The following is a 21,796-nucleotide window of genomic DNA, read 5'->3' as shown; positions in this document are numbered from 1 at the left end:
CATCGCCGGAGCAGGAGCAGGAGCCATCGCCATCGCCTTCGCCTTCGCCATCGCTGGAGCCATCACCTTCGCCATCACCTTCGCCATCACCGGAGCAGGAGCAATCGCTGGAGCCATCGCCATCGCCTTCGCCAAAGCAGGAGCAGGAGCCGTCGCCTTCGCTATCGCCTTCGCCATCGCCTTCACCGGAACGCTACTGAGCCTTTATATCGCTTGCCAAGCGATGAAAGGAAACGAAAAATATTCCCTTATTCGTAATATTGCTATTGCATTCGCCGCTACAGGTGGTACAAGCTTTCGACACACTAACTTAACCAATGCTGACTTCTCCCAAGCCACGCTCAAAAGCACAGATTTCCGCAACGCCATTCTCACCCTTACTTGTTATCATCAAGCCAAAATGCTTGACCGTGTTCGTCCTGGTAAAACTTATCTGCAAAACCCACAAGTCCGCCAACTCCTAGTTACCGGACAAGGACAAGACAAAAACTTCGATCGCCAAAACTTGCGGGGTATAAACTTACAATCAGCTAACCTAGCAGATGCCAGCTTTATTGGTGCTGACCTCAGTGAAGCTAATTTACAAGATGCTGATTTATCCAGAGCCAAACTCAAACAAACCCAACTCGACGCAACTGATTTAACAGGCGCAATTCTCACAGGTGCATTCATTGAAGATTGGGGTATTACCAGAGAAACTAAACTGTATGGAGTGAGGTGTGAATATATCTTCATGCGCTTACCCACAAAAGAAAATCCCGACCCCCTCCGCAAACCAGATAATCACCAAGAAGTCTTTCAAGACGGTGACTTTGCCGAATTTATTCAACCAATTTTTGACACCCTCGACCTTTATCACAATCAAGGCGTTGACCCCCGCGCCATTGCTATTGCGTTTAAAAAATTAGCAGAAAAACACCCCGAAGCTGAGTTAGAAATCGTCGCAATGGAGAAACGCGGCGATAATAAATTATTACTCCGCGCCAAAACTGCGGTAGACGTTAATAAATCGCAACTGAGTGCCGAATATTTTGCAGATTATAATCAACTCAAAGCTTTGTCTCAAAGTCAACAATCATTACTTATAGAAAAAGACGATCGCATTCGTAGTTTAGAAACTATGCTGACAACTGCTCTCAAGCAGCCCAAATATTATATAGAAGGAGATAATAAAGTGTCTGATATTAGCGGCATTAGTATTCAAGGTAGCAGTAATGTTAGTGGCATTGCGGGAGGTGGTTCTGTTGCCAACTTAGGAACAATTAGCGGCAATGTAAATATTGCTATTAATGAATTACCTGATTCCCCCAATAGTGAGCAACCAGGAATTAAAGAATTACTCACACAATTACAAGCGGCAATTTCCCAATCCTCAGAATTATCTGATGAAGACAAAGCCGATGCTTTAGAACAAGTCAAAACTTTAGCTGAAGCAGGTCAAAATCCCCAAGAATCCACTAAGCAAAAAACTGCTAAGACAGCCATCACCATGTTAAAAGGTTTATTTTCTGGCTTACCCGCCGTCGCCACATTGGTAGAAGCAGCAAATAATTTATTACCTGTAATTTCTAAACTATTCGGGTTGGGATAATTATTAAAATAATGTCTGAAAAGTTGTTGGTGTTAGATACAAGATTTGTAGATCCCCCTAAATCCCCCTTAAAAAGGGGAGCCACTGCGTTGGGCGGGTTTCCCGACTTGAAGCAAGTGGCGTGGACTTTAAGAATTATTCCCCCATTTTTAAGGGGGCTAGGGGGGATCAAACAAAATATCTAATACTTTTCAACTATCAAACTGATAACAAATTGAATAAATTATTACCTGTAATTTATCAACTATTTGGTTTGGGATAATGGGACAGCATACAACAATAGATCCGAACTTTTTCTTAGTTTGTGGACTGGGCAGTTTAGGGCAATATTGCGTATCTGTGCTGAAAGAGTTTGGTGTTAAAGTCAATGCAATTGAAGAGATAAACACTCAAACTTGGGAAATTCCTGAATTACCAGATTGTATAGATAAATTAGTCACTGGTGATTGTCGCCAACCAAAAATATTAGAACAAGCAGGAATTAAACAATGTCGGGCCATTTTGATTGTAACAAGTGATGAGTGCGTGAATATAGCCGCAGCATTTGCCGCGCGATCGCTTAATCCTCAAATTCGTTTAGTTATCCGTTCCGCCCAAGATAATCTCAATGAGTTACTACAACAAAGTTTGGGTAATTTTATCGCCTTTGAAGCGACTCAGTTACCAGCTAATAGTTTTGCTTTAGCAGCATTAGGCTGTGAAACCAGAGGATTTTTTAATTTAGATAATCGTTTACTGCAAGTTTTCGGAGTACACATCAATGGTTCCCATCGTTGGAGTCATTGTTGTCTTTCCGAAGTTAATACCAGCCATCGCCGTGTACTTGTCCACGCCAGAGCCGGAAAACCTCTAGCCAAAGGTTTCTATCAATGGAAACCAGATGCTAAACTCCTTCCCGGAGACTCTATTTTCTATGTAGAAGCAACTGAAAATTTCACTACTCATTCCCCAAAACAGATGAACACCTTTGGACAATCCTGGAATGAGATTGTCACTGAGATAAAATGGCAAAATTTGCACCACAAATTGACCCAGTTTTGGGAAGAAAGTACTCAAACTCGTCGAGTTGCTTTTATTGGCGCATTATTTTTGGTGATTTTGTTCTTGTTAGGAACACTGCTTTACAAATCGCAGTATCCCGAAATATCTTGGCAAGATGCGCTGAATGTGGCTTTGGTATTGAGTCTCGGCGGCTATGGTGATTTATTTGGTCAGCAAACAATACCTTTTGTAATTACATGGTGGCTGCATTTATTCAGTATTACCATGAGCGTTACTGGTACACTATTTGTCGGCATTCTCTATGCTTTAATGACCGAACGTGTCTTATCTGCAAGATTTCAGTTTTCTAAACGTCGTCCCCGCATCCCCAAAACAGACCATGTAGTCATAGTTGGGATGGGGAGAGTTGGTCGAAGAGTCGCCGAGTTGTTGCAAGAACTCAAACAACCCTTGGTAGGCGTAAATACCAAAGACCTCGAACCGGGAATGTTACCCCAAATGCCTTTAGTTTTGGGAAACATCAACAGTGCTTTAACTAAAGTCCATATTCAAACTGCCAAAAGTGTCATTGTCGTCACCGATGATGAGGTGACAAATTTGGAAATTGCCTTAAAAGCACGCACCGTCAACCCAAAAGCCAACTTAGTCATTCGTACCTTTGACCCACGTTTTAGTGAAAATGTAGCAAACCTGCTACCTTATGCCAGAGTTTTGGGAGTATATGAATTAGCCGCCGAGGCTTTTGTAGGTGCAGCATTTGGCGAAAATATTTTAAATTTATTTCGTTTAGATAACCAAACAACTCTTGTTACCGAATATCAAATTGAAGCTGATGACACCCTCAATGGCAAATTAATTGCTGATATTGCTTATGGTTACGGACTAGTACCAATTTTTCATCTGAGAGCGAACCAGTATACACCCAAGTTTATGCCCTCTGATGATATGAGATTAATTGTAGGCGATCGCTTAATAGTTTTAGCCACCATTGAAGGACTACAAGCAGTCGAACGCGGAACCATCAAAACAGGTAAATGCTGGGTGCGAGTCGAAAAAACCATTTCCCCAGAAGCCGCCTTTGAAGGCGCAACAGTAATTTCACGCGTCACTGGTTGTGATATGCAGCTGGCGAGAACTTTAATGAATCAAATACCCGCCACTCTGCAACATCCCCTCTATCTGCACCAAGCACATCGTTTAGTACATGAATTGAATAAATCCCAAGTTTCAGCCTATATTGAATAGTGCTGAGTGCTGAGTAATATATTTTTTCCCTACACCCCTAATACCCATAATTAAAGTTCTCTTTTCGGAATCTCCTCACGAAATTCAATCACTAATTGCATTGTTTCTACAGTTAAATCACGTAAATCTCGATTGAGAAAAACTGCGCCTTGCGGCCCAAACCAACGGTCAAAAATAGCGACATATTGACTCTCGCCGTTGACAAAGCCTTGCATAAACTTGACTAGCGAGTAATTTACAGCGTCCAGAAACTTAGAATTATCCTCTGGAACCATACAGGCGATACCTTCTCGTGAAAAAGGTCTATCAGGTGCGATCGCAAAATTATCAGGATTTTTGGCCTTTTGCAACCATCCCTCCAACAAAATACTATCGGATGCAAAAGCATCTATTTTGCCTTGTTCCAAAGCCGCATATCCTTCTGCACGGCTTTTCAAATACACCAATTTAGCTTGGGGTTGCGCCTGTCTAATTGCTAATTCATTTGTAGTTTGCGCCAAAACACCAATTCGTTTACCAACCAACGACTCAGCCGAACCAAGATTACTTCCTGATTTCACTAATAATTGCGTCCCAGTCACACCATAACTCACCGAAAAATCAACTTGTTTATCTCGTTCCCAAGTAAAACTACTAGCATCACAAACAATATCAACTTCGCCCTTAACTATTTTGGGAATTCGCTGTGCAGGAGTCACGCCAACTAGTTTTAATTGAATTTTTTTGCCTAATTGTTTTTCTAATTGTTGTTTAATCAAATTCAACATATCTACAGAATAACCAGTCAACTTACCTTGGTTATCTGTGTAAGCAAAAGGCAGTGCATCTTTACTGGTACCCGCAGTCAGTACCCCTGTACGCGTAACTTTTTGCATCACAGTCTCGGCTGTAGCAACATTAGGCATAATTGCCGCCAACGCGAGACTAATCACAGGGATAGCTATTTTAGTGTATTTAGTTATATTTATGAATCCAGATAAGCACTTTAAATCAAAACTTTTATTCACAGCACCCTCACATTTAACCTTTAAGTTAGCAACAATCTGTTGTGATAGACAAAATACAGTAAATCCCTGTTAAATGCAAATTAATTGAATTCATTAATGATTCTTTACCTTTAGAAATTTATCAAATAATCAATAGCAAATATCAGCAATAAAAAACAGGACTTACAGAGATTGCAGTCCTGTTAAACTGATTTTTAGCTAGATTTAAATTTTGTTTGGCACTAGCACTTTTGCTTCTACTTTTACACTCTTCACACCTTGGACTTCTTTAACTAATTTTTCTGCTTTCTGTAATTCTGTACTAGAAGCAGCAGTACCTTTAATTACAATGTCGCCTGCTTTAGCTTCCACCTCTAATTGATTGTTTGGTAAGTCTGCTTTCAGCTTTTTGGTAACTTCCTTTTTTAATTCACTCTCAGATTTTGTAGTTACAGGAGTATTTTTTGTTTCTGCTGTTTTTTCAGTTGTAGTTTTAGGTGCTTTATCTGTAGTTTGAGTAGTCTGTGAAGCAGGTTTTACTGATGCTGGGGAAGATTCATTATTAGTGTTAGGGGTTTTAGCAGCATCTTTAGGAGTTTCTTGACAACCAAAAGCACCAACTAACAGAATGCTACTGATGATAAACGGAACTAACTTTTTCATTTCTGTCTCCAAATTGAATACTTGTAGCGGTCAATAGAGATAGATGCTTTTCTGAAGAAAAAAATTCAAACACAATCAATTAGGCTATAGCAAAACGGCTGAAGTCAGCAGCCGTAAATTAATATGCAAGTTGCCAGCTAATAACAAACTGTAGATGCCAAGATAATTTTACAGGGTATATCCTGTGCCATCTAATAACGGTTTTATGATGTTATCAAATTAATTATCTACTTGCCTATAATTCGTCAAAAATTTATATAAAATATAATTTTGCTTTAGTTAGTTTTGATACATTATGTACAAAAATACTCTTGTGAATGACTGGCTTACTCTATGTAGAAAAAACCATAATTCTGATGTTCGGTTAATCTGAATTTCTAGATTTAGAATAATTGATAAATTCAATATAGTGAAGCGCAACAGAAAATAATCCTATGAGTAATATTTCCCATCATCAGCCAGATAATTTTATGCCAGCAGATGCTAATAAAAATCAGTTTTGGCAATATGTTCAATCTCTAAATCGAGATACCGTTGTCCAACTATCTAAACCAGACTCGGCAGAAGTATTACAATTAATTCAACAGGCTATTGTGGCTATGTTGGGCAATTTACCTCATGACAGATTTAATACTGTTATTACTACTAACCGTGAAGAATTAGGTAAATTATTAGGTTCGGCGATGGTTGATGGCTATTTTCTCCGTAACGCCGAACAAAGATTTCAAATAGAAAGAAATCTTCAGATAACAGATGACAAAGCTACAAATCCAGAGTAATTTCAAACATCCAAAATTTGATACATAATTAGACTTCTCTGCGTTGTGGAATTTGTATTTAGTAACCCTCCTGAGATTTGGGAGGGTTATTTTTATAACTTTACTTACAACCTAAAGACTCGCGTGTATCTGCACTAGTTTTAGAATTGACACCACTAGCTTTAGCACAGAGTTTTTTAATTTCCGTTTTATCTAACACTGCATTAGTGAAATCTGCACCTGTAACCTCTACATTATCAAAAGTCGATCGCAGCATCATTGCATCTGTCAAAACTGCATCACTTAAATCAGCGTTTTTGAACCTGGCTAGATAAGCTATGCCATTGCTAAAATCTACACCGTGCAGATTCACCCCTTCCAGAACAGTACCGTTAAACACGCCGCCACGTAAGTCAGCATTGCTAAAATTAGCATTCTCTAAATCAATGTTGGTAAACTCACTCCCAATTAAACTTTGACCAGAAAAATCTTTTCCCTTAACTTCATCCCCCGCAGAACGGGTAATACTCGAAGAACTAGCAGCCTCCGCCGACAAGGGAAATAAAAATAGAACCATAGCCAAAACAAAACTAGCTAGTATGCGGAAATATTTCATAATGTATTCTTAACAAATCTCAACACTTCTATAAATAACATTACTAGGTTGAAGTCTGAAGGGTGAAGTCTGAAGTATAAAATTTCTGCCTTGACTTAGGATATATAGATGTTGAAGAGCATAACTACCTGTGGCTAATCAAGAAAACATCGCCGCATCCTTGGCGCGAACTCCTTTATATCAACTGGGTGTAGAACTCAAAGCCCGCCTGACCAGCTTTGGTGGTTGGGAAATGCCTGTACAATACAGCGGTATCACCAGCGAGCATGAAGCAGTGAGAAATGCTGCTGGGATGTTTGATATTTCCCACATGGGCAAATTTACCCTGGAAGGGAAAAAAGTCATTGACCAACTCCAGGGTTTAGTACCTTCAGACTTGAGTCGCTTACAACCTGGTCAAGCCCAATATACAGTATTGCTCAATCCCCAAGGCGGAATTATTGACGATATTATTGTTTATTATCAAGGTGAAGAGAAAGTGGCGATCGTTGTCAATGCAGCGACCACAACCAAAGATAAAACCTGGCTATTACAAAACCTCAATTTAGATGAAATTCAATTTCAAGACCTCTCACCCGAAAAAGTTTTAATTGCCCTGCAAGGGCCACAAGCTGTTAAATTTCTCCAGCCATTTGTTGCAGAAGACTTACAACCAGTCAAAGCATTTGGTCATTTACAAACAACCATCCTTGGTAAACCAGCCTTTATCGCCCGTACAGGTTACACCGGGGAAGATGGTTTTGAAATCATGGTAGACCCAGAAGTAGGCATAGAATTATGGCGTAGTCTCTACGCTGCTGGTGTCGTTCCCTGTGGACTAGGTGCAAGAGATACCCTGCGCCTCGAAGCCGCAATGGCACTTTACGGCCAAGACATCGACGATAACACCACACCCCTAGAAGCAGGTTTAGGGTGGTTAATTCACCTCGATAGTAAAGGTGACTTTATTGGTCGGTCGGTGTTAGAACAGCAAAAAGCCAATGGAGTGCAACGCCGACTCGTCGGTTTACAAATGCAAGGACGTAACATCGCCCGTCACGGCTATCAAGTTTTATCAGCAGGTCAAGTCATCGGCGAAATTACTAGTGGTACTATCTCTCTAACACTTGGTTATCCCATTGCTTTAGCTTACGTTCCTACTAAACTAGCAAGTGTCGGCCAGCAGATAGAAGTAGAAATTCGCGGGAAAACTTACCCAGCAGTTGTAGTCAAACGCCCCTTTTATCGCTCAAAAACTAAAAAATGAAGTATGAATTTTAAACTTCACACTTCATACTTCACACTTCATACTTTCTGCTTCATGCTTTGCAGTTTTTAAGGAATAATGTGTTGTGAACTACTCAATCGACAGTAAAGCTCATAATCAAAGATGACCTGCATTACTGTTGGGCAATGATTTTTTTGATATTGGAGAGTAAGTGATATGTCTAAATATCCTGTTGATTTGAAATACCTAGATAGTCATGAATACGTACGCCTAGATGGTGAAACTGCTACTATCGGTATTACTGAATATGCCGTAAACCAATTAGGTAGTGTTGTCTTTGTAGAATTGCCAGAAATTGGCACTACTGTTGAGAAAGGTGAAGAATTTGGCACAGTTGAATCAGTGAAAGCTGTTGAAACACTATATTCACCAGTCAGCGGTACAGTCGTAGAACGTAATGATATTGTAATGGATGATCCTGAAGTCCTATCAGATGACCCCTATGGTGAGGGGTGGTTTTTGAAAGTGCGCGTTAATGACCCCAGTGAACTTGAAGATACTTTGACTGCTGATAATTACAGCGCCCTGGTAGAAGGTATGTAATAAGTGTGAAGTGTGAAGTATGAAATTCATACTTCGTACTTTTCCTTAAATGCCAACTTGTTAAAAGAATTTTTTATTGCAAAATATTAAATAGTAGCGTCCGGAGTTCGATTTGTGGTATCTCATGCACCTCAAACCAAGTCTACCATCCCAGCAAATTCACCGTCCTCTAGTTTTGTTCAGCGACACATAGGCCCTAACACCGATGAAATTCAGCAAATGCTGAAATTTTTGGGTTTTGCCAGCCTAGACGATCTAATCGATCGCACATTACCACAAGCCATCCGATCGCAGCAAACGCTACAATTACCCGACGCACAAAGTGAGTACGCAGCCTTAGCAAAATTAAAAAATATTGCTGCTAAAAATCAAGTGTGTCGTTCATATATTGGTATGGGATATTACGGCTGCATTACACCGCCTGTAATTGGTCGTAATATCTTAGAAAATCCCGGTTGGTATACTGCTTACACTCCCTATCAGCCAGAAATTGCCCAAGGACGGCTGGAAGCATTGCTGAATTTTCAAACTATGATTATTGACTTAACAGGTTTGGAAATTGCCAACGCTTCCTTATTAGATGAAGCCACCGCCGCCGCCGAAGCAATGAGTATGAGTTATGGTGTCAGCAAAAATAAAGCCCATAGCTACTTTGTTTCCCGTGACTGTCATCCCCAAACCATTGATGTGCTACAAACACGGGCGAAACCTCTGGGAATTAACATCATAGTCGGCGACCATCAAACCTTTGATTTTGCACAACCGATTTTTGGTGCAGTATTACAATATCCTGCCACCGATGGCACGATTTACGACTATCGCGCCTTTATCGACAAAGCCCATGAAGTAGGCGCATTAGTTACCGTCGCCGCTGATCCTCTCAGCTTAACTTTACTCACACCACCAGGTGAATTTGGCGCTGATATTGCCGTGGGTAGTACACAACGCTTTGGTATTCCCTTGGGGTTTGGGGGGCCTCATGCGGCGTACTTTGCTACTAAAGAAGAGTATAAACGCCAAGTTCCAGGGCGCATTGTTGGGTTATCCAAAGATGTCAACGGTAAGCCAGCATTACGTTTAGCGCTACAAACCCGCGAACAGCACATTCGTCGAGAAAAAGCCACTAGTAATATTTGTACCGCCCAGGTATTACTAGCTGTAATGGCGGGTATGTACGCCGTGTATCACGGGCCAGAGGGATTGAAGAATATTGCTGAGAATATCCACAAGCTAACTTTAACCTTAGCAGCAGGATTAAAGCTTCTAGGTTACAAAATTAGTTCAAAAGATATCTTTGATACGCTGCGGATAGAGTTAGGAAAACAAAGCCTCGAAGCTATTCTGGAAGGTTGCCAAGCTAGAAATATTAACTTACGGATTTTTGATGAGACAGCTATTGGTATCTCTTTAGATGAAACAACTACACCAGAAGATTTAATCGACCTGTGGCAGATTTTTGCAGGTAAAGATGAATTACCCTTCTCTATAGAAGCAGTAACTAACTCAACTTCGGATATTCTTCAACTTCGTCAAAGCAGCTACCTCACCCATCCAGTATTTAATCGCTACCACTCCGAAACAGATTTGTTGCGTTATCTGCACAAACTAGAAACTAAGGATTTATCGCTAACTACATCGATGATTCCTCTAGGTTCCTGCACAATGAAGCTGAATGCAACCGCCGAAATGATTCCGGTGAGTTGGGAAGAATTTGGCAAGATACATCCCTTTGCACCGCCATCACAAACACGGGGTTATCAAATTCTCTTTCAGCAACTTGAGGCGTGGTTAGCAGAAATTACTGGGTTTGCCGGTATTTCCCTGCAACCAAATGCTGGTTCTCAAGGTGAATATGCTGGACTTTTAGTAATTCATGAATATCATGCCAGTCGCGGCGAAGCCCACCGCAACGTCTGTTTAATTCCCACCTCAGCACATGGAACAAACCCCGCTAGTGCAGTCATGTGTGGTATGAAGGTGGTAGCCGTTGCCTGTGACTCTGATGGCAATATTGATGTAGATGACCTCAAAGCCAAAGCAGAAAAGCACAGTCATGAACTCGCTGCGTTGATGGTGACATATCCCTCAACTCATGGTGTGTTTGAGGAAGGTATTCAAGAAATTTGTGCGGTTGTGCATCGCCACGGTGGACAAGTATATATGGATGGGGCGAACATGAACGCCCAGGTCGGGTTGTGTCGTCCTGGCGATATTGGTGCAGATGTTTGTCACTTGAATTTGCACAAAACCTTCTGTATTCCTCACGGTGGCGGTGGCCCAGGTATGGGGCCAATTGGTGTCGCCTCCCATCTCCTACCTTTTTTACCTGGACACGCCGTAGTTCCTCTCAATAAATCCACTCAGCACTCAACAGGCGCAGTCGCCGCCGCACCTTGGGGTAGTGCCAGCATTTTGGTAATTTCTTGGATGTATATCGCTATGATGGGGGCGGCTGGTTTAACCGAAGCTACGAAAGTGGCAATTCTGAATGCTAACTATATTGCCAAGAGGCTTGAAAGCTACTACCCAGTGTTATACAAAGGCAAAAATGGCCTGGTTGCCCATGAATGTATTTTAGATTTGCGATCGCTCAAAAAATCCGCCAACATCGATATCGATGATGTTGCTAAACGGTTAATGGACTATGGTTTTCATGCCCCGACTGTCTCTTGGCCTGTGGCAGGTACTATCATGGTGGAACCCACAGAAAGCGAATCTCAAGCAGAATTAGACCGTTTTTGTGATGCCCTCATTGCTATTCGCCAAGAAATCGCCGACATCGAATCAGGCAAAATGGATGTTGAGGATAATCTTTTGAAGAACGCACCTCATACAACCGAAAGTCTCATCGTTGGGGACTGGACTCATCCCTATTCCCGCGAACAAGCCGCTTACCCCGCACCTTGGACACGGGAATCTAAATTCTGGCCTAGTGTTGGTCGTATTGACGCAGCTTTTGGTGACAGGAATTTTGTTTGTTCTTGTTTGCCTATGGAGGCATATTCAAATTAAATCAAGAGTCAGCATACAGAATTCAGAATTCTCTAGGTATCTAGGAGTTGTCGGTATGGGAAAAGATGTTGCCCTAATTTCCTTCTGACTCCTGAGTTCTTTTCTCATAAAGAGCGCTGTGCTGGCATACTAACAACAGCATTCTTTTTGACACCTCAACCAAGGTGCCACTCTACCATGATTGACAGTCTGATTCATGCCTATACTCCTTTTCTCATTTGGGTTGGGATAGGATTACTAGGCTCTCGGCTAATTCCAGATAGTTTCCTTAAGTGGCTTGGTAATGGGTTGTATTGGGTGGGAGTGCCATTACAAATTTTAGTTTTGGCGCGTCACACTGATTTATCTCATGGTCTCGTCATACCCGGAGTGGCAGTTGGAGTATTATTGCTGAGTCTGGTTTTAGCGTTGTTGATTTGGCAAGCTTTACAATGGTTCAGAAATCGAAAACAACAGCCAGATTTGCCAAACTCGGACTTGGCAGTAGATATGTCTTTGATGCAAGCCAGTTTGGGCAGTTTTATTCTAGCTGCCATTCTAGGTAATACAGGTTTCGTCGGACTCACACTTACTCAAGTACTAACTAGTCCAAGAAACAATGACTGGGCAGTATTATTCAGTGTTACCAACAATGTTATCGGTACTTATGGAGTTGCTGTATTAATTGCCAGCTATTTTGGCAAGAGCAAAATCAACAACAACTGGTGGACTCAGTTACGGGATTTAGTCACAGTTCCCAGCTTGTGGACATTTTTTCTCGGCTTGAGTACTCAATTTATTGAATTACCAGCAGTAGTTGAGACAGGATTAGAACAAGCTGTTTGGGTAGTTATTGCCTTAGCTTTGTTACTTGTTGGTCTGCGACTCGGTACAATCACGGGCTGGAAAAGTTTGAAAATTGCTTCAATTGCCAGTGTTCTAAAAGTATTTGTTGTACCTGTATTAGTAGGATTAGGCGCGACCTTTTTAGGTGTTACTGGTGAAGAACGGCTAGTGCTGGTGTTAATGTCTGGAACACCCACAGGGCTTTCTGTACTAATTTTGGCAGAAGTGTATGACTTGGATCGAAACTTATTAGCCAGTAGTATTGCCTTGACGTTTATCGGATTATTTCTGGCGCTACCTTTGTGGCTTATCTGGTTCAGCTGATGGGCTACAACAACTTTGATAATTTTTGATACAACTTTTAGTTAGACTTTCAATGTTAGGACACTATAATGTATCGGAATCAGCGAGGGTTTGAGCAAAAAATCTCTCAAACCTTTCAGACAGCCTAATGTTTGCTTAACCAGATATATTATTTAATTTAAATGAGTGATGATCATTGGCGATCGCATCCAAGATGCTTATAGCTTATTCTTTTAGAATCTTTATTGACATAATATTATGGGGTTCAAAAATCTCTATGGTGCTTAGGAAGCCCTAGCGCTGATCATCTAGTCCGTGTGTTTACCAAAGTAAGGGATCATATTATATTTTTATGTCTATCGAGAATCGCGCTAGAAATTCTCAAAATTGGCCAGTAAGTCGCCATCCTAAAAATCTTTTCTATGGGATATTTGCATCTTTACCCCTAGCCTTGGCATTACCAGCAGCTGCTTTGCAAGTGCAGTTATCTCCTAGTAATCCGCAGTTGGGAGATACCCTGTCTGTCATGATTGATGTCAATCAACAAGATAATCAGCAACCAAAAGTAGTAGTAGGCGAGAAAACCTATCCAGCTTTTGCCGTTTCCCCCAATAAATATCGCGCTTTAATTCCTACAACTCCACTGGAAGCAGCTGGAAACAGAACATTGAAAGTCGCGGGAGATGGCCAAGTACAGAACTTAACAGTCAAATTGCGATCGCGCAAATTCCCTGTACAACGCATTACTCTATCACCAGGCAAATCTGCTGATGGAGCCACAGAGTACGAACTCAAGCGTGTAGCAGCTTTCAAAGCGTTGCAAACACCAGAAAAATATTGGAACGGTAAATTTATCGCCCCCAGTAAAGCCCGGATTAGTTCAATCTATGGCGTACGTCGTTACTATAATGGTAAATTTGCAAAGGATTATTATCATCGGGGTGTTGACTACGCCGGAGCCGCAGGTTCACCTGTAACTGCGCCAGCATCTGGGCGAGTTGCTTTAGTTGGTACAGTATCTCAAGGCTTCCGAGTTCATGGCAATGTAGTTGGCATTGATCACGGTCAAGGAGTGACCAGCATATTTTTGCACTTAAGTCGCATTAACGTTAAGGAAGGCGATTTTGTCAAAGCTGGTCAATTAATTGGCGCAGTCGGTTCAACAGGTGCTGCTACAGGGCCACATTTGCACTGGGGTTTATATGTCAATGGCCAATCTGTTGACCCAGTACCCTGGCGAACACAAGTTTTTGAATAAAAAATGTGAATTAAATAGTGCGTGTGCATAATTTGTAGATTATGCACCGATAATTGGGCAAGATAAATTGGATTTGTACCGTCCTTACCTTACTTGGGTGGCTTAAATAAGATGAGCGTTATGAGTATTGAGAAAATTGTAGAACAAGCTCTCCAGGATGGTTATCTCACACCCACAATGGAAGCAGAAGTTGGGCGAATTTGTGATAACGCATCGGAACTATCAATAGAAGAGTATATGGCTCTGGATCGATTAATGGGAGCCTTATTAACTGGTGAGGTAGTGGCGGTACCTCGCAAACAATTTATCAACGTTATGGAAGAATTGGTCTTGACTGAAGCGATCGCCCGTGTCGCCGAAATTGAAGCTACCAGCGAAAGTTCTCTAGATGTGGGTGATATCGCCGCTTATGCTCTTAACCGCTTACCACCTTTATATGCAACCACAGAAGAAGGTGCTAACTACCAACGGATACGTGCCAAAGCCGATCTACAAGAGTTGATTTCTCAACAAGTAACTGAAGCAATCGGTCGTAACCTTGACCAACCAAACGATAACAAAACACCAGTTTTAGCTAAAAACACTGGTAATGAAGTTCTCCGCCAAGTTAGTACCTTACTCCAAGTTTACGCCCCCAGTTTTGAGCAAAAATGAATCTTGGTCAATAGTCAATAGTCAATGGTCAGGATGTTTTGAAGATGAACGTTTGACTATGGACTCTTGACTCTCGATTAATCACGCACTGTTACCAATGTGCCTACTTTAACTTGGTCATATAACAAACGCACATCAGAGTTACGCATCCTCAAGCAACCGTGAGAAATAGCAGTCCCTAGCAAGTGAATATCTGGTGTACCGTGAAAGCCAATCTCGTTGCGTCCATCTGTCCAAAAACCAATCCAACGTTCACCTAAAGGACTATCAGTTCCTGGCGGAAATACCTTACCAGTGATGGGGTGTCGCCAAATCGGGTCATGCTGCATATTCATCACTTCAAAAGAACCCGTAGGCGTTTCCCAACCTTTTTTACCTATAGCGATTGGGTAACTGGCTATAACTAAATCTCCTTGATAAACATAAGTGCGGCGATCGCTTAAATCAACTACCACTTGTGTTTTTATTCCCAGTTTATTAGAAGTTTTTTGTTGATTGGAAAACTGGGTAAAAAAGGATGTTGGTTGAGCATCATTATTGATATTTTCTGTTTGTTCTGGTTCCAACCCGACTAATCGTTTGTTATTGGGTATATCAGTGTCTCTAGCTACATTTTTGATTACTGTACCCGACTTATGATGAGGCTGAATGTCAGAAGATTTAAATTGATAATTCCTCTGCGAATTTTGCCCAGGAAGAGATTCATCAGCATTTGTAGACGCACCAAAAGCTGTTTCCCCATATATACTCCCAGGAAATTTTCTATTAGTGGCTGAATTATCCAACTGTTGTTGCGTTGTGGTCACTCGCCAATGAACAGCTAACGATAAGATGGCTGTGCCGAAACAGAGAAACATTGCTATACGCGTTACAGATTCATTTCTTACCATTGCGATCGCCTATTATTTATCCCTGACAGATCCATCTCTTGGAATAATTGAATGCGCTCATCATTCAATTATCAATAATTTATAAATACTTATCTGTTTCCTTATAAATTTGCCAATCTTTCTGGGCAAACTAAGTCTAAGCGGATGTCCCAGCAAATAAGACTTCTGGTGAGAAACCTTAATTCCTGTAAAGACCGAGCGAAGGTTTTTTCCGTTCAGGCTTTTTTCTAGAACTCTCCAAGTGCAGGAATCAATCATTAATGGTGTGGGTGGGAGAAAATCCATGTTTGAAAAACTATTGCTTGCAATCACAATCACATTTTCCATTAATTTCTTTCTTCAAGTTCGGATACCAAATCCAGCTAATACTGGTGCTATTTATCAGGAATATCCAGAAAAAAACACAATTCTGGTAACTAGACCGGAAAAATAACATTCTTTTTACAGGATGCCAGCAGAAATTCATAAATTCTGACTCATAATTAATAATTATGAATTTTTGCGAGCTTCATAAATTTCTGGCAACAATCACCAAAAACACGATTCTACTCTACCCTTAGTGAAGTTACCACGATCTCTAAAACAGTCTAACGACTTCTCTAACTTCAATTCAGTATTCAAAGTAGAAGCTCAGAAATTTAACTATTTGTCTGTCAGCAGATCTAGATTTTTCCCCCGCAGTAGGACGCAAAATCAACGGTTTAGATGGATGTAGAGATATAGGGGTGTAAGTGAGGAAAAAGCTATAATCTGCCTTTGACTAGATAACTACACTTAAATTATTGGATTTACATAAACAGTAAATTTTGTCAAGCGTAAATAGTCAGTTGCTATCAGCAGCACAATTATACGTAAAACTTCTATGAGTAGAAATGTGCCACTATCCTACTAAAAATTGCCCCGTTTCCATGAAAAACCAGATTTGCTGACTATTGACGTAACTAGGAATCTCACCCCTATTCTCTGCTTTGATGTTCCAGTCATTAATCCGGCACTTAATTCAGGAACATCCAGTCAGTTCATAGGTCTAATAGTAAGGGATGATTTAAAGCCAATACGATCTATGAGTCAATCGATTGCTGTATCCTGGTCAACGGTTGATGCGAAATGTACAGAAGCATCGGTGCAAGTTGACAAACTCTCAAATCACGATCTAATTTTGCGCTGTCAAGTAGGATTGCGTCCAGATCGTGCTGCGTTTGCAGAACTCCTGCGCCGCTATCAAACCCAAGTTGATCGAGTTTTATACCACCTCGCTCCAGATTGGCCTGATAGAGCCGATTTAGCTCAAGAAGTGTGGATTCGAGTGTATCGGAATATCAACCGATTGCAAGAACCTGCTAAGTTTCGGGGCTGGTTAAGCCGGATTGCCACTAACTTGTTTTACGATGAATTGCGTAAACGCAAGCGGGTTGTCAGTCCCTTGTCTCTAGATGCTCCCCGCACCCTAGATGATGGCGAAATGGATTGGGAAATTGCTGGTGACACTCCAGGCCCCGAAGAGGAGTTGACCACTAGAGAATTTTATGAGCAATTGCGAGAAGCGATCGCCGATTTACCAGAAGTGTTTCGGACTACAATTGTCTTACGAGAAATCGAAGGCATGGCTTATGAAGAAATTGCCGAAATTACAGGGGTTTCCTTGGGAACGGTAAAATCAAGAATAGCCAGAGCAAGATCCAGATTGCAAGCTCAGTTGCAAAATTATCTAGATGCCTAAATTACAGTCTCTTTTCTTTGTTTAATGCCAGAATTTAAACATTGATTAAGAATTGTCAGGAATCAATCGGCGTACTTCTGCCGTCAATGATCAACAAATCAGAAATTTCTCAAGGAATTTCCGAGAATTGCTGGCTAATTTACCCGTGTATGAATTAGTAATAATGTTAAGATGGCTACTGATTCTCAGTTTAACGACCGTTCCCATTTGCAACTTCCTAGAGATTTGTCAGAAGGGATTGATCAACATACCAATGAATCAACGGGTACTATGAATATGGTGAAGCGCGATCGCTTCGAGTTATTAAGTGCATACCTCGATGGCGAGGTAACAGCTACAGAACGCAGGCAAGTAGAAGAATGGTTGGCAAACGATGCCTCCGTTCAGTGTTTGTATGCCAGATTATTAAAACTGCGGCAAGGTTTACGGACTCTACCAGTACCAGATACCGCACAATCACCAGAAGTCACAGCCCAACAAGTCTTCTCTCGGTTGCGGCGGCGTTCGCGTTTAGCCTGGACATTTGGCGGTGCGGCGGTTGCTGCTTGTGTGATTAGCGTAGTTTCAGGTTTGCTACCTGGAAGTGAATTTAGAACACCACAGCTGGCTCAAAAACCACAAGTAGAAGTAGAAGAATCTACACCAGTGGCAAAAACATCTCCTACTCCTGCTGCACCATTGATGGTGGCATTAAATAATCCTGTGATTGAAATCCCGAAAGCAGCAGTTACTTCTCCAGAAAAGACTATTCAACTCCAACAGCCTGGACTAAAACAAATTGAGCCAGACTTGAATTAGTCTCAAGTGAGGGTTAAACCGCAGCCACTCCACCAACCATCGGTGAGAAGAGTGCCATTTAATTGGTTAACAAGCTCTAAATTCATTACATAAACCCAAGCCCAACCCAGAACGTCGCCTTGTGGTGTGTAAACTTCAACTTGTAGGCGATTGTAAAGGTTTTGTGTGATTGGTCTATTGGGTTGGTAATCTTCTAGATGATCTAAAGCTTGTAAAATTTTTAGTTCACAGAAAGAAAGCAAATAACCGTGGACTTGATTCTGTCCTGATGTTATTGCTGGGTAGCCCATAGGCAAAGCAAACAGTTTGCCTAATATTACTGCCCTTTGAGCATTTACCACCTTACCTGCACAGTATTTTTGATAATTAGCTTCACCGGGTTTGAGTGTACCGTAAACAAAAACCCACAATTCTTCGGCAAATTTTGTCATTTGTGTAAGTTAGTTTATCAGCTGTCACCGTTTAAAAATTAGATTTAGTTCTCGTCAATTCAATACTAATTTTGCCGCCAAAATCAGGAATAGGTGCTGCGGGTTTGGTGACAACTACTTGGACTTGCGTAACGCGATCGCTCTGGTGCAAAATAGTGTCGGCAATTGTGCCTGCTAACTTTTCGAGTAAAGCGAACTGGGATGTTTTGACTAAGTTTTGAATGGTGCTAATCACACTGCGATAATCGAGAGTATCTGTGATCGCATCAGTTTTGGCAGCTTGGGAAAGATCTAACCATAACTTGACATCCACCTCAAACCATTGCCCTAAAACTTGTTCCTCTGGTAAATATCCTGTGTAGCCATAGCAGCGAATTCCCGTTAAATAAATACAGTCCATAGTGTTTGAGATAAATTTGCTATACAAAATTTAACAAACAACGTTGGGAAAACCTATAAATTCACTGAAAGTCAGTCTGGGAGAATGTCACAATTGAATATTGTCTGATAGCTATCTGGGATTTGATGCTGGTCGCCTATAGGAATGTTAATCAACTTTGGGCTTTTGTCTTGACGGAGACATTAAAGCGTCTAGGTTTAACTTGTGCTGTAATTTGTCCTGGTTCTCGTTCTACACCCCTAACAGTTGCCTTTGCTCAACAAGTACCAGATATTGAAGCTATATCTATTCTCGATGAACGCTCCGCTGCTTTTTTTGCCTTGGGAGTAGCTAAAGCCACCGGACGACCAGTCGCACTAGTTTGTACTTCTGGGACAGCAGGCGCAAACTTTTATCCCGCAGTGATTGAAGCTAAAGAAAGTCGTGTACCACTGCTAGTACTAACTACCGATAGACCACCAGAACTGCGAGATTGTCACTCTGGTCAAACCATCGACCAAGTGAAGTTATATGGTAGTTATCCCAACTGGCAAACTGAGTTAGCTTTACCTGCTGCAAATATGGAAATGCTGGCTTATTTGCGACAAACGGTAATTTATGCCTGGGAAAGAACACAAACACCAACAAAAGGCTCAGTACATTTAAACATTCCCTTCCGTGACCCCCTTGCGCCAGTTCCCGATGGTACTGACTTTCAGCTTGACCCAGAAGTATTCTTTACAGCCGCCACAAATACTATTTCCCTTACCCACTCCCCATTCCCCATTCCCGAAGCATGGCAAAATTGCGATCGCGGGATAATTATTGCTGGAGTGGCTCAACCTCAAAATCCTCAAGAATATTGTAGAGCGATCGCTACACTTTCCCAAACTCTGCAATGGCCTGTTCTCGCTGAGGGACTCTCACCACTGAGAAATTATACTGACCTCAACCCTTATTTAATTTCCACCTATGACCTGATTTTACGTAATCAGCAATTAGCAAAGCAGTTAGCACCAGAAATGGTAATTCAGGTGGGTGATATGCCCACCAGTAAAGAATTGCGGACTTGGTTAAGTGCGACACAACCCCAACGCTGGGTAATTGACCCTAGCGACCAAAATCTTGACCCTCTCCACGGTCAGACAATACATTTACGAATGAGTGTAGATGAGTTGGGGATAAAAGAATGCGATAAGAACAATTCCCCGTCGGAATATCTGCAAAGTTGGTGTATTGCGGAAGCGAAAGTCAGAACAGATGTTGACCAGACTATGGCGAAAATGAAGGATTTATTTGAAGGAAAAGCCGCCTGGTTATTATCTCAAACATTACCACCAGGAACACCGCTGTTTATTGCCAATAGTATGCCTGTGCGGGATGTGGAGTATTTTTGGCAACCGAATAATTTAGGAGTGAGAGCATATTTTAACCGAGGTGCTAATGGGATTGATGGCACATTATCCACCGCATTAGGAATTGCTCATCGTCAACAAAGTAGTGTCATTTTGACAGGAGATTTAGCGTTATTACATGACACCAATGGTTTTTTAATCCGCAATAAATTTGTCGGTCATCTCACAATTGTTTTAATTAATAATAATGGCGGGGGAATTTTTGAAATGTTACCCATCGCCAAATTCGACCCACCTTTTGAAGAATTTTTTGGCACTCCCCAGGATATTGATTTTGCTCAGTTGTGTGCTACATACGCTGTGCAGCATGAATTAATAACTTCTTGGGAAGAGTTACGGCAAAAACTAAACCCGTTACCAATTAAGGGAATAAGAGTTTTAGAGTTGCAGACAAATCGTAAAGTTGATGCTAAATGGCGACAGGAAAATTTAAGGAAGTTTGTCGTAGATAGTTATATTTGATTTTTAACGCAAAGTAGCGCGGAGTTTTATATGCTGTTTCTTCTCTGCGTCTGGGCGTGAGAGTTATTCTCTTTGTTAAGTTTGTAACCAAGCTTCTAAATCCGCGATCGCTGCAAAATCCAACAAGGCTTCACCCAATGCTTCTACCTGTTCTAAAGACAACGCCTGAATCTGGCGCTGAAGTTCATCGTCAATTGTACCTACTCGTCGGTTTAACTGTCGGAGAATGAGCGATCGCGCTTCTTGTTCTCGTGCTTCTCGAATAGCCCGTGGTTCTTCTGAAATCAGTCCCAACATTGCTTCAATCTCCTCTCGACTTAGGGTAGAAAACTTGTAGAGTATAATCGTCGTCACTAAATTTATTATCGCTTGTTCCGATTATTGCTGTGCTTGTTGTAGCAGATACCGCGCTGCTTCCACTGCTTCGGTTTCCGGCGTTGTCGTCAGCAACATCAAAGCCAATCCTAAAGGTTGTTGTCGTAAATCGCCTAATTCATCCAAATACACTCGCCGGACTTGATTGCTTTGTAACAATGCTTGGTGAATCTGGGGATTGGAAGGTTCCAAATTGCGAGAAGGAAAAATCATCACTCCAAACCAGTCATCATAACGAATCGAGTGGCGGTAGAGAAACAAAAACAATTCGCTAAAAAAGCGATGGTACAAGTCTTCGTCTTTTTGAAACTGCACTTCAGCAAAGAAGACAACTTGAGATGCTGCATTAGCTGGAGGTAGAAACACTCCGTCAATTCGGAATGCTGTTTCTTTAATTTCCACCGATTCAAATAGATAATTCTCTGCTTCTGATGGTGGTTGATCTACTAATTCAAACAGCAAACCGGGAAATTGCTGGAATAATTTGTAGAAAATAGAGTCGCGGCGCATTTGGATTGTGAGTCAATTACCAGCCCTGATTTTACTGGAGAGAGGAAATTTTAGCGATCGCTTCTCAGTCCGCGATAAAATTCTCAAGCACAA

At 41.4% G+C, this 21,796-nt stretch carries 19 protein-coding genes and 1 pseudogene; 13 read left to right on the top strand and 7 right to left on the bottom strand.

From position 1 onward, the window contains the following. Both NCWK1_RS11840 and NCWK1_RS11835 read left to right on the top strand, forming a co-directional pair. The coding region (locus NCWK1_RS11840) for a pentapeptide repeat-containing protein (protein ID WP_222838782.1) at window positions 1-1,591 on the top strand (1,591 nt) is incomplete at its 5' end. A 261-nt stretch (window positions 1,592-1,852) separates the two neighbouring features. Further along, on the top strand, window positions 1,853-3,838 hold the full coding sequence (locus NCWK1_RS11835; protein ID WP_103124851.1) for a potassium channel family protein: 1,986 nt from the start codon (window positions 1,853-1,855) through the stop codon (window positions 3,836-3,838). A 50-nt stretch (window positions 3,839-3,888) separates the two neighbouring features. Here NCWK1_RS11835 and NCWK1_RS11830 read toward each other — a convergent pair whose 3' ends face one another. Further along, window positions 3,889-4,743 carry an amino acid ABC transporter substrate-binding protein gene (locus NCWK1_RS11830; protein WP_096578146.1) on the bottom strand — a complete coding sequence of 285 codons (855 nt, stop codon included), beginning with the start codon at window positions 4,741-4,743 and terminating at the stop codon, window positions 3,889-3,891. A gap of 306 nt (window positions 4,744-5,049) precedes the next feature. Continuing rightward, complete coding sequence (locus tag NCWK1_RS11825) at window positions 5,050-5,487, bottom strand: BON domain-containing protein (RefSeq protein WP_103124850.1); 438 nt, start codon at window positions 5,485-5,487, stop codon at window positions 5,050-5,052. A gap of 434 nt (window positions 5,488-5,921) precedes the next feature. Here NCWK1_RS11825 and NCWK1_RS11820 point away from each other — a divergent pair, with 434 nt between their 5' ends. After that, window positions 5,922-6,266, top strand: a complete 345-nt coding sequence (locus tag NCWK1_RS11820; protein WP_096578142.1) for a DUF760 domain-containing protein — start codon at window positions 5,922-5,924, stop codon at window positions 6,264-6,266. A gap of 100 nt (window positions 6,267-6,366) precedes the next feature. Here the strand turns inward: NCWK1_RS11820 and NCWK1_RS11815 are convergent, their stop codons facing one another. Further along, window positions 6,367-6,861 carry a pentapeptide repeat-containing protein gene (locus NCWK1_RS11815; protein WP_096578140.1) on the bottom strand — a complete coding sequence of 165 codons (495 nt, stop codon included), beginning with the start codon at window positions 6,859-6,861 and terminating at the stop codon, window positions 6,367-6,369. A 130-nt stretch (window positions 6,862-6,991) separates the two neighbouring features. On the opposite strand from NCWK1_RS11815, the gene gcvT reads away from it, so the two are divergent. From gcvT to NCWK1_RS11785, 6 genes are all read left to right on the top strand, one after another. Further along, the gene (gcvT, locus tag NCWK1_RS11810) at window positions 6,992-8,107 is read left to right on the top strand and encodes a glycine cleavage system aminomethyltransferase GcvT (protein ID WP_103124849.1); all 1,116 of its coding nucleotides are present in this window, start codon (window positions 6,992-6,994) and stop codon (window positions 8,105-8,107) included. Window positions 8,108-8,284: 177 nt separating this feature from the next. Then, window positions 8,285-8,671, top strand: coding sequence for a glycine cleavage system protein GcvH (gcvH, locus tag NCWK1_RS11805; RefSeq protein WP_103124848.1), 387 nt, complete (start codon window positions 8,285-8,287; stop codon window positions 8,669-8,671). A gap of 114 nt (window positions 8,672-8,785) precedes the next feature. Beyond that, complete coding sequence (gene gcvP, locus NCWK1_RS11800) at window positions 8,786-11,683, top strand: aminomethyl-transferring glycine dehydrogenase (protein ID WP_103124847.1); 2,898 nt, start codon at window positions 8,786-8,788, stop codon at window positions 11,681-11,683. A gap of 177 nt (window positions 11,684-11,860) precedes the next feature. Beyond that, window positions 11,861-12,832: an AEC family transporter gene (locus NCWK1_RS11795; protein ID WP_096578132.1), complete on the top strand. Its 972-nt coding sequence runs from the start codon at window positions 11,861-11,863 to the stop codon at window positions 12,830-12,832. A 331-nt stretch (window positions 12,833-13,163) separates the two neighbouring features. Beyond that, entirely contained in the window at window positions 13,164-14,069 is a 906-nt protein-coding gene (locus tag NCWK1_RS11790; protein WP_103124846.1) for a M23 family metallopeptidase, read from the top strand. Window positions 14,070-14,189: 120 nt separating this feature from the next. Beyond that, window positions 14,190-14,723: a late competence development ComFB family protein gene (locus NCWK1_RS11785; RefSeq protein WP_096578128.1), complete on the top strand. Its 534-nt coding sequence runs from the start codon at window positions 14,190-14,192 to the stop codon at window positions 14,721-14,723. Between the two features lie 77 nt (window positions 14,724-14,800). On the opposite strand, the gene NCWK1_RS11780 is transcribed toward NCWK1_RS11785, so the two are convergent. Beyond that, window positions 14,801-15,613, bottom strand: a complete 813-nt coding sequence (locus NCWK1_RS11780; RefSeq protein WP_187308126.1) for a L,D-transpeptidase — start codon at window positions 15,611-15,613, stop codon at window positions 14,801-14,803. Between the two features lie 241 nt (window positions 15,614-15,854). On the opposite strand from NCWK1_RS11780, the gene NCWK1_RS29525 reads away from it, so the two are divergent. From NCWK1_RS29525 to NCWK1_RS11765, 3 genes are all read left to right on the top strand, one after another. Continuing rightward, window positions 15,855-16,046: a hypothetical protein gene (locus NCWK1_RS29525; protein WP_096578126.1), complete on the top strand. Its 192-nt coding sequence runs from the start codon at window positions 15,855-15,857 to the stop codon at window positions 16,044-16,046. A 630-nt stretch (window positions 16,047-16,676) separates the two neighbouring features. Then, the gene (locus NCWK1_RS11770) at window positions 16,677-17,333 is read left to right on the top strand and encodes a sigma-70 family RNA polymerase sigma factor (protein WP_096578124.1); all 657 of its coding nucleotides are present in this window, start codon (window positions 16,677-16,679) and stop codon (window positions 17,331-17,333) included. A gap of 171 nt (window positions 17,334-17,504) precedes the next feature. Next, on the top strand, window positions 17,505-18,131 hold the full coding sequence (locus NCWK1_RS11765) for an anti-sigma factor family protein (RefSeq protein ID WP_103124845.1): 627 nt from the start codon (window positions 17,505-17,507) through the stop codon (window positions 18,129-18,131). Between the two features lie 2 nt (window positions 18,132-18,133). Here the strand turns inward: NCWK1_RS11765 and NCWK1_RS11760 are convergent, their stop codons facing one another. Both NCWK1_RS11760 and folB read right to left on the bottom strand, forming a co-directional pair. Then, a complete protein-coding gene (locus NCWK1_RS11760) occupies window positions 18,134-18,562 on the bottom strand; it encodes a gamma-glutamylcyclotransferase family protein (protein WP_103124844.1) in 429 nt (142 codons plus the stop codon). A gap of 31 nt (window positions 18,563-18,593) precedes the next feature. Next, entirely contained in the window at window positions 18,594-18,962 is a 369-nt protein-coding gene (folB, locus tag NCWK1_RS11755; protein WP_103124843.1) for a dihydroneopterin aldolase, read from the bottom strand. Window positions 18,963-19,087: 125 nt separating this feature from the next. Here folB and menD point away from each other — a divergent pair, with 125 nt between their 5' ends. Continuing rightward, on the top strand, window positions 19,088-20,818 hold the full coding sequence (menD, locus tag NCWK1_RS11750; protein WP_187308124.1) for a 2-succinyl-5-enolpyruvyl-6-hydroxy-3-cyclohexene-1-carboxylic-acid synthase: 1,731 nt from the start codon (window positions 19,088-19,090) through the stop codon (window positions 20,816-20,818). 75 nt (window positions 20,819-20,893) lie between these two features. Here the strand turns inward: menD and NCWK1_RS11745 are convergent. Further along, window positions 20,894-21,703: pseudogene (locus NCWK1_RS11745) on the bottom strand (DUF2887 domain-containing protein). Window positions 21,704-21,796 lie beyond the last annotated feature (93 nt).

Source organism: Nostoc cycadae WK-1 (genome assembly GCF_002897135.1).
In the GTDB taxonomy this organism is placed as follows: domain Bacteria; phylum Cyanobacteriota; class Cyanobacteriia; order Cyanobacteriales; family Nostocaceae; genus Nostoc_B.
The sequence above is the reverse complement of the archived record's forward strand: the minus strand, read 5'-3'. Positions and strand labels throughout refer to the sequence as shown.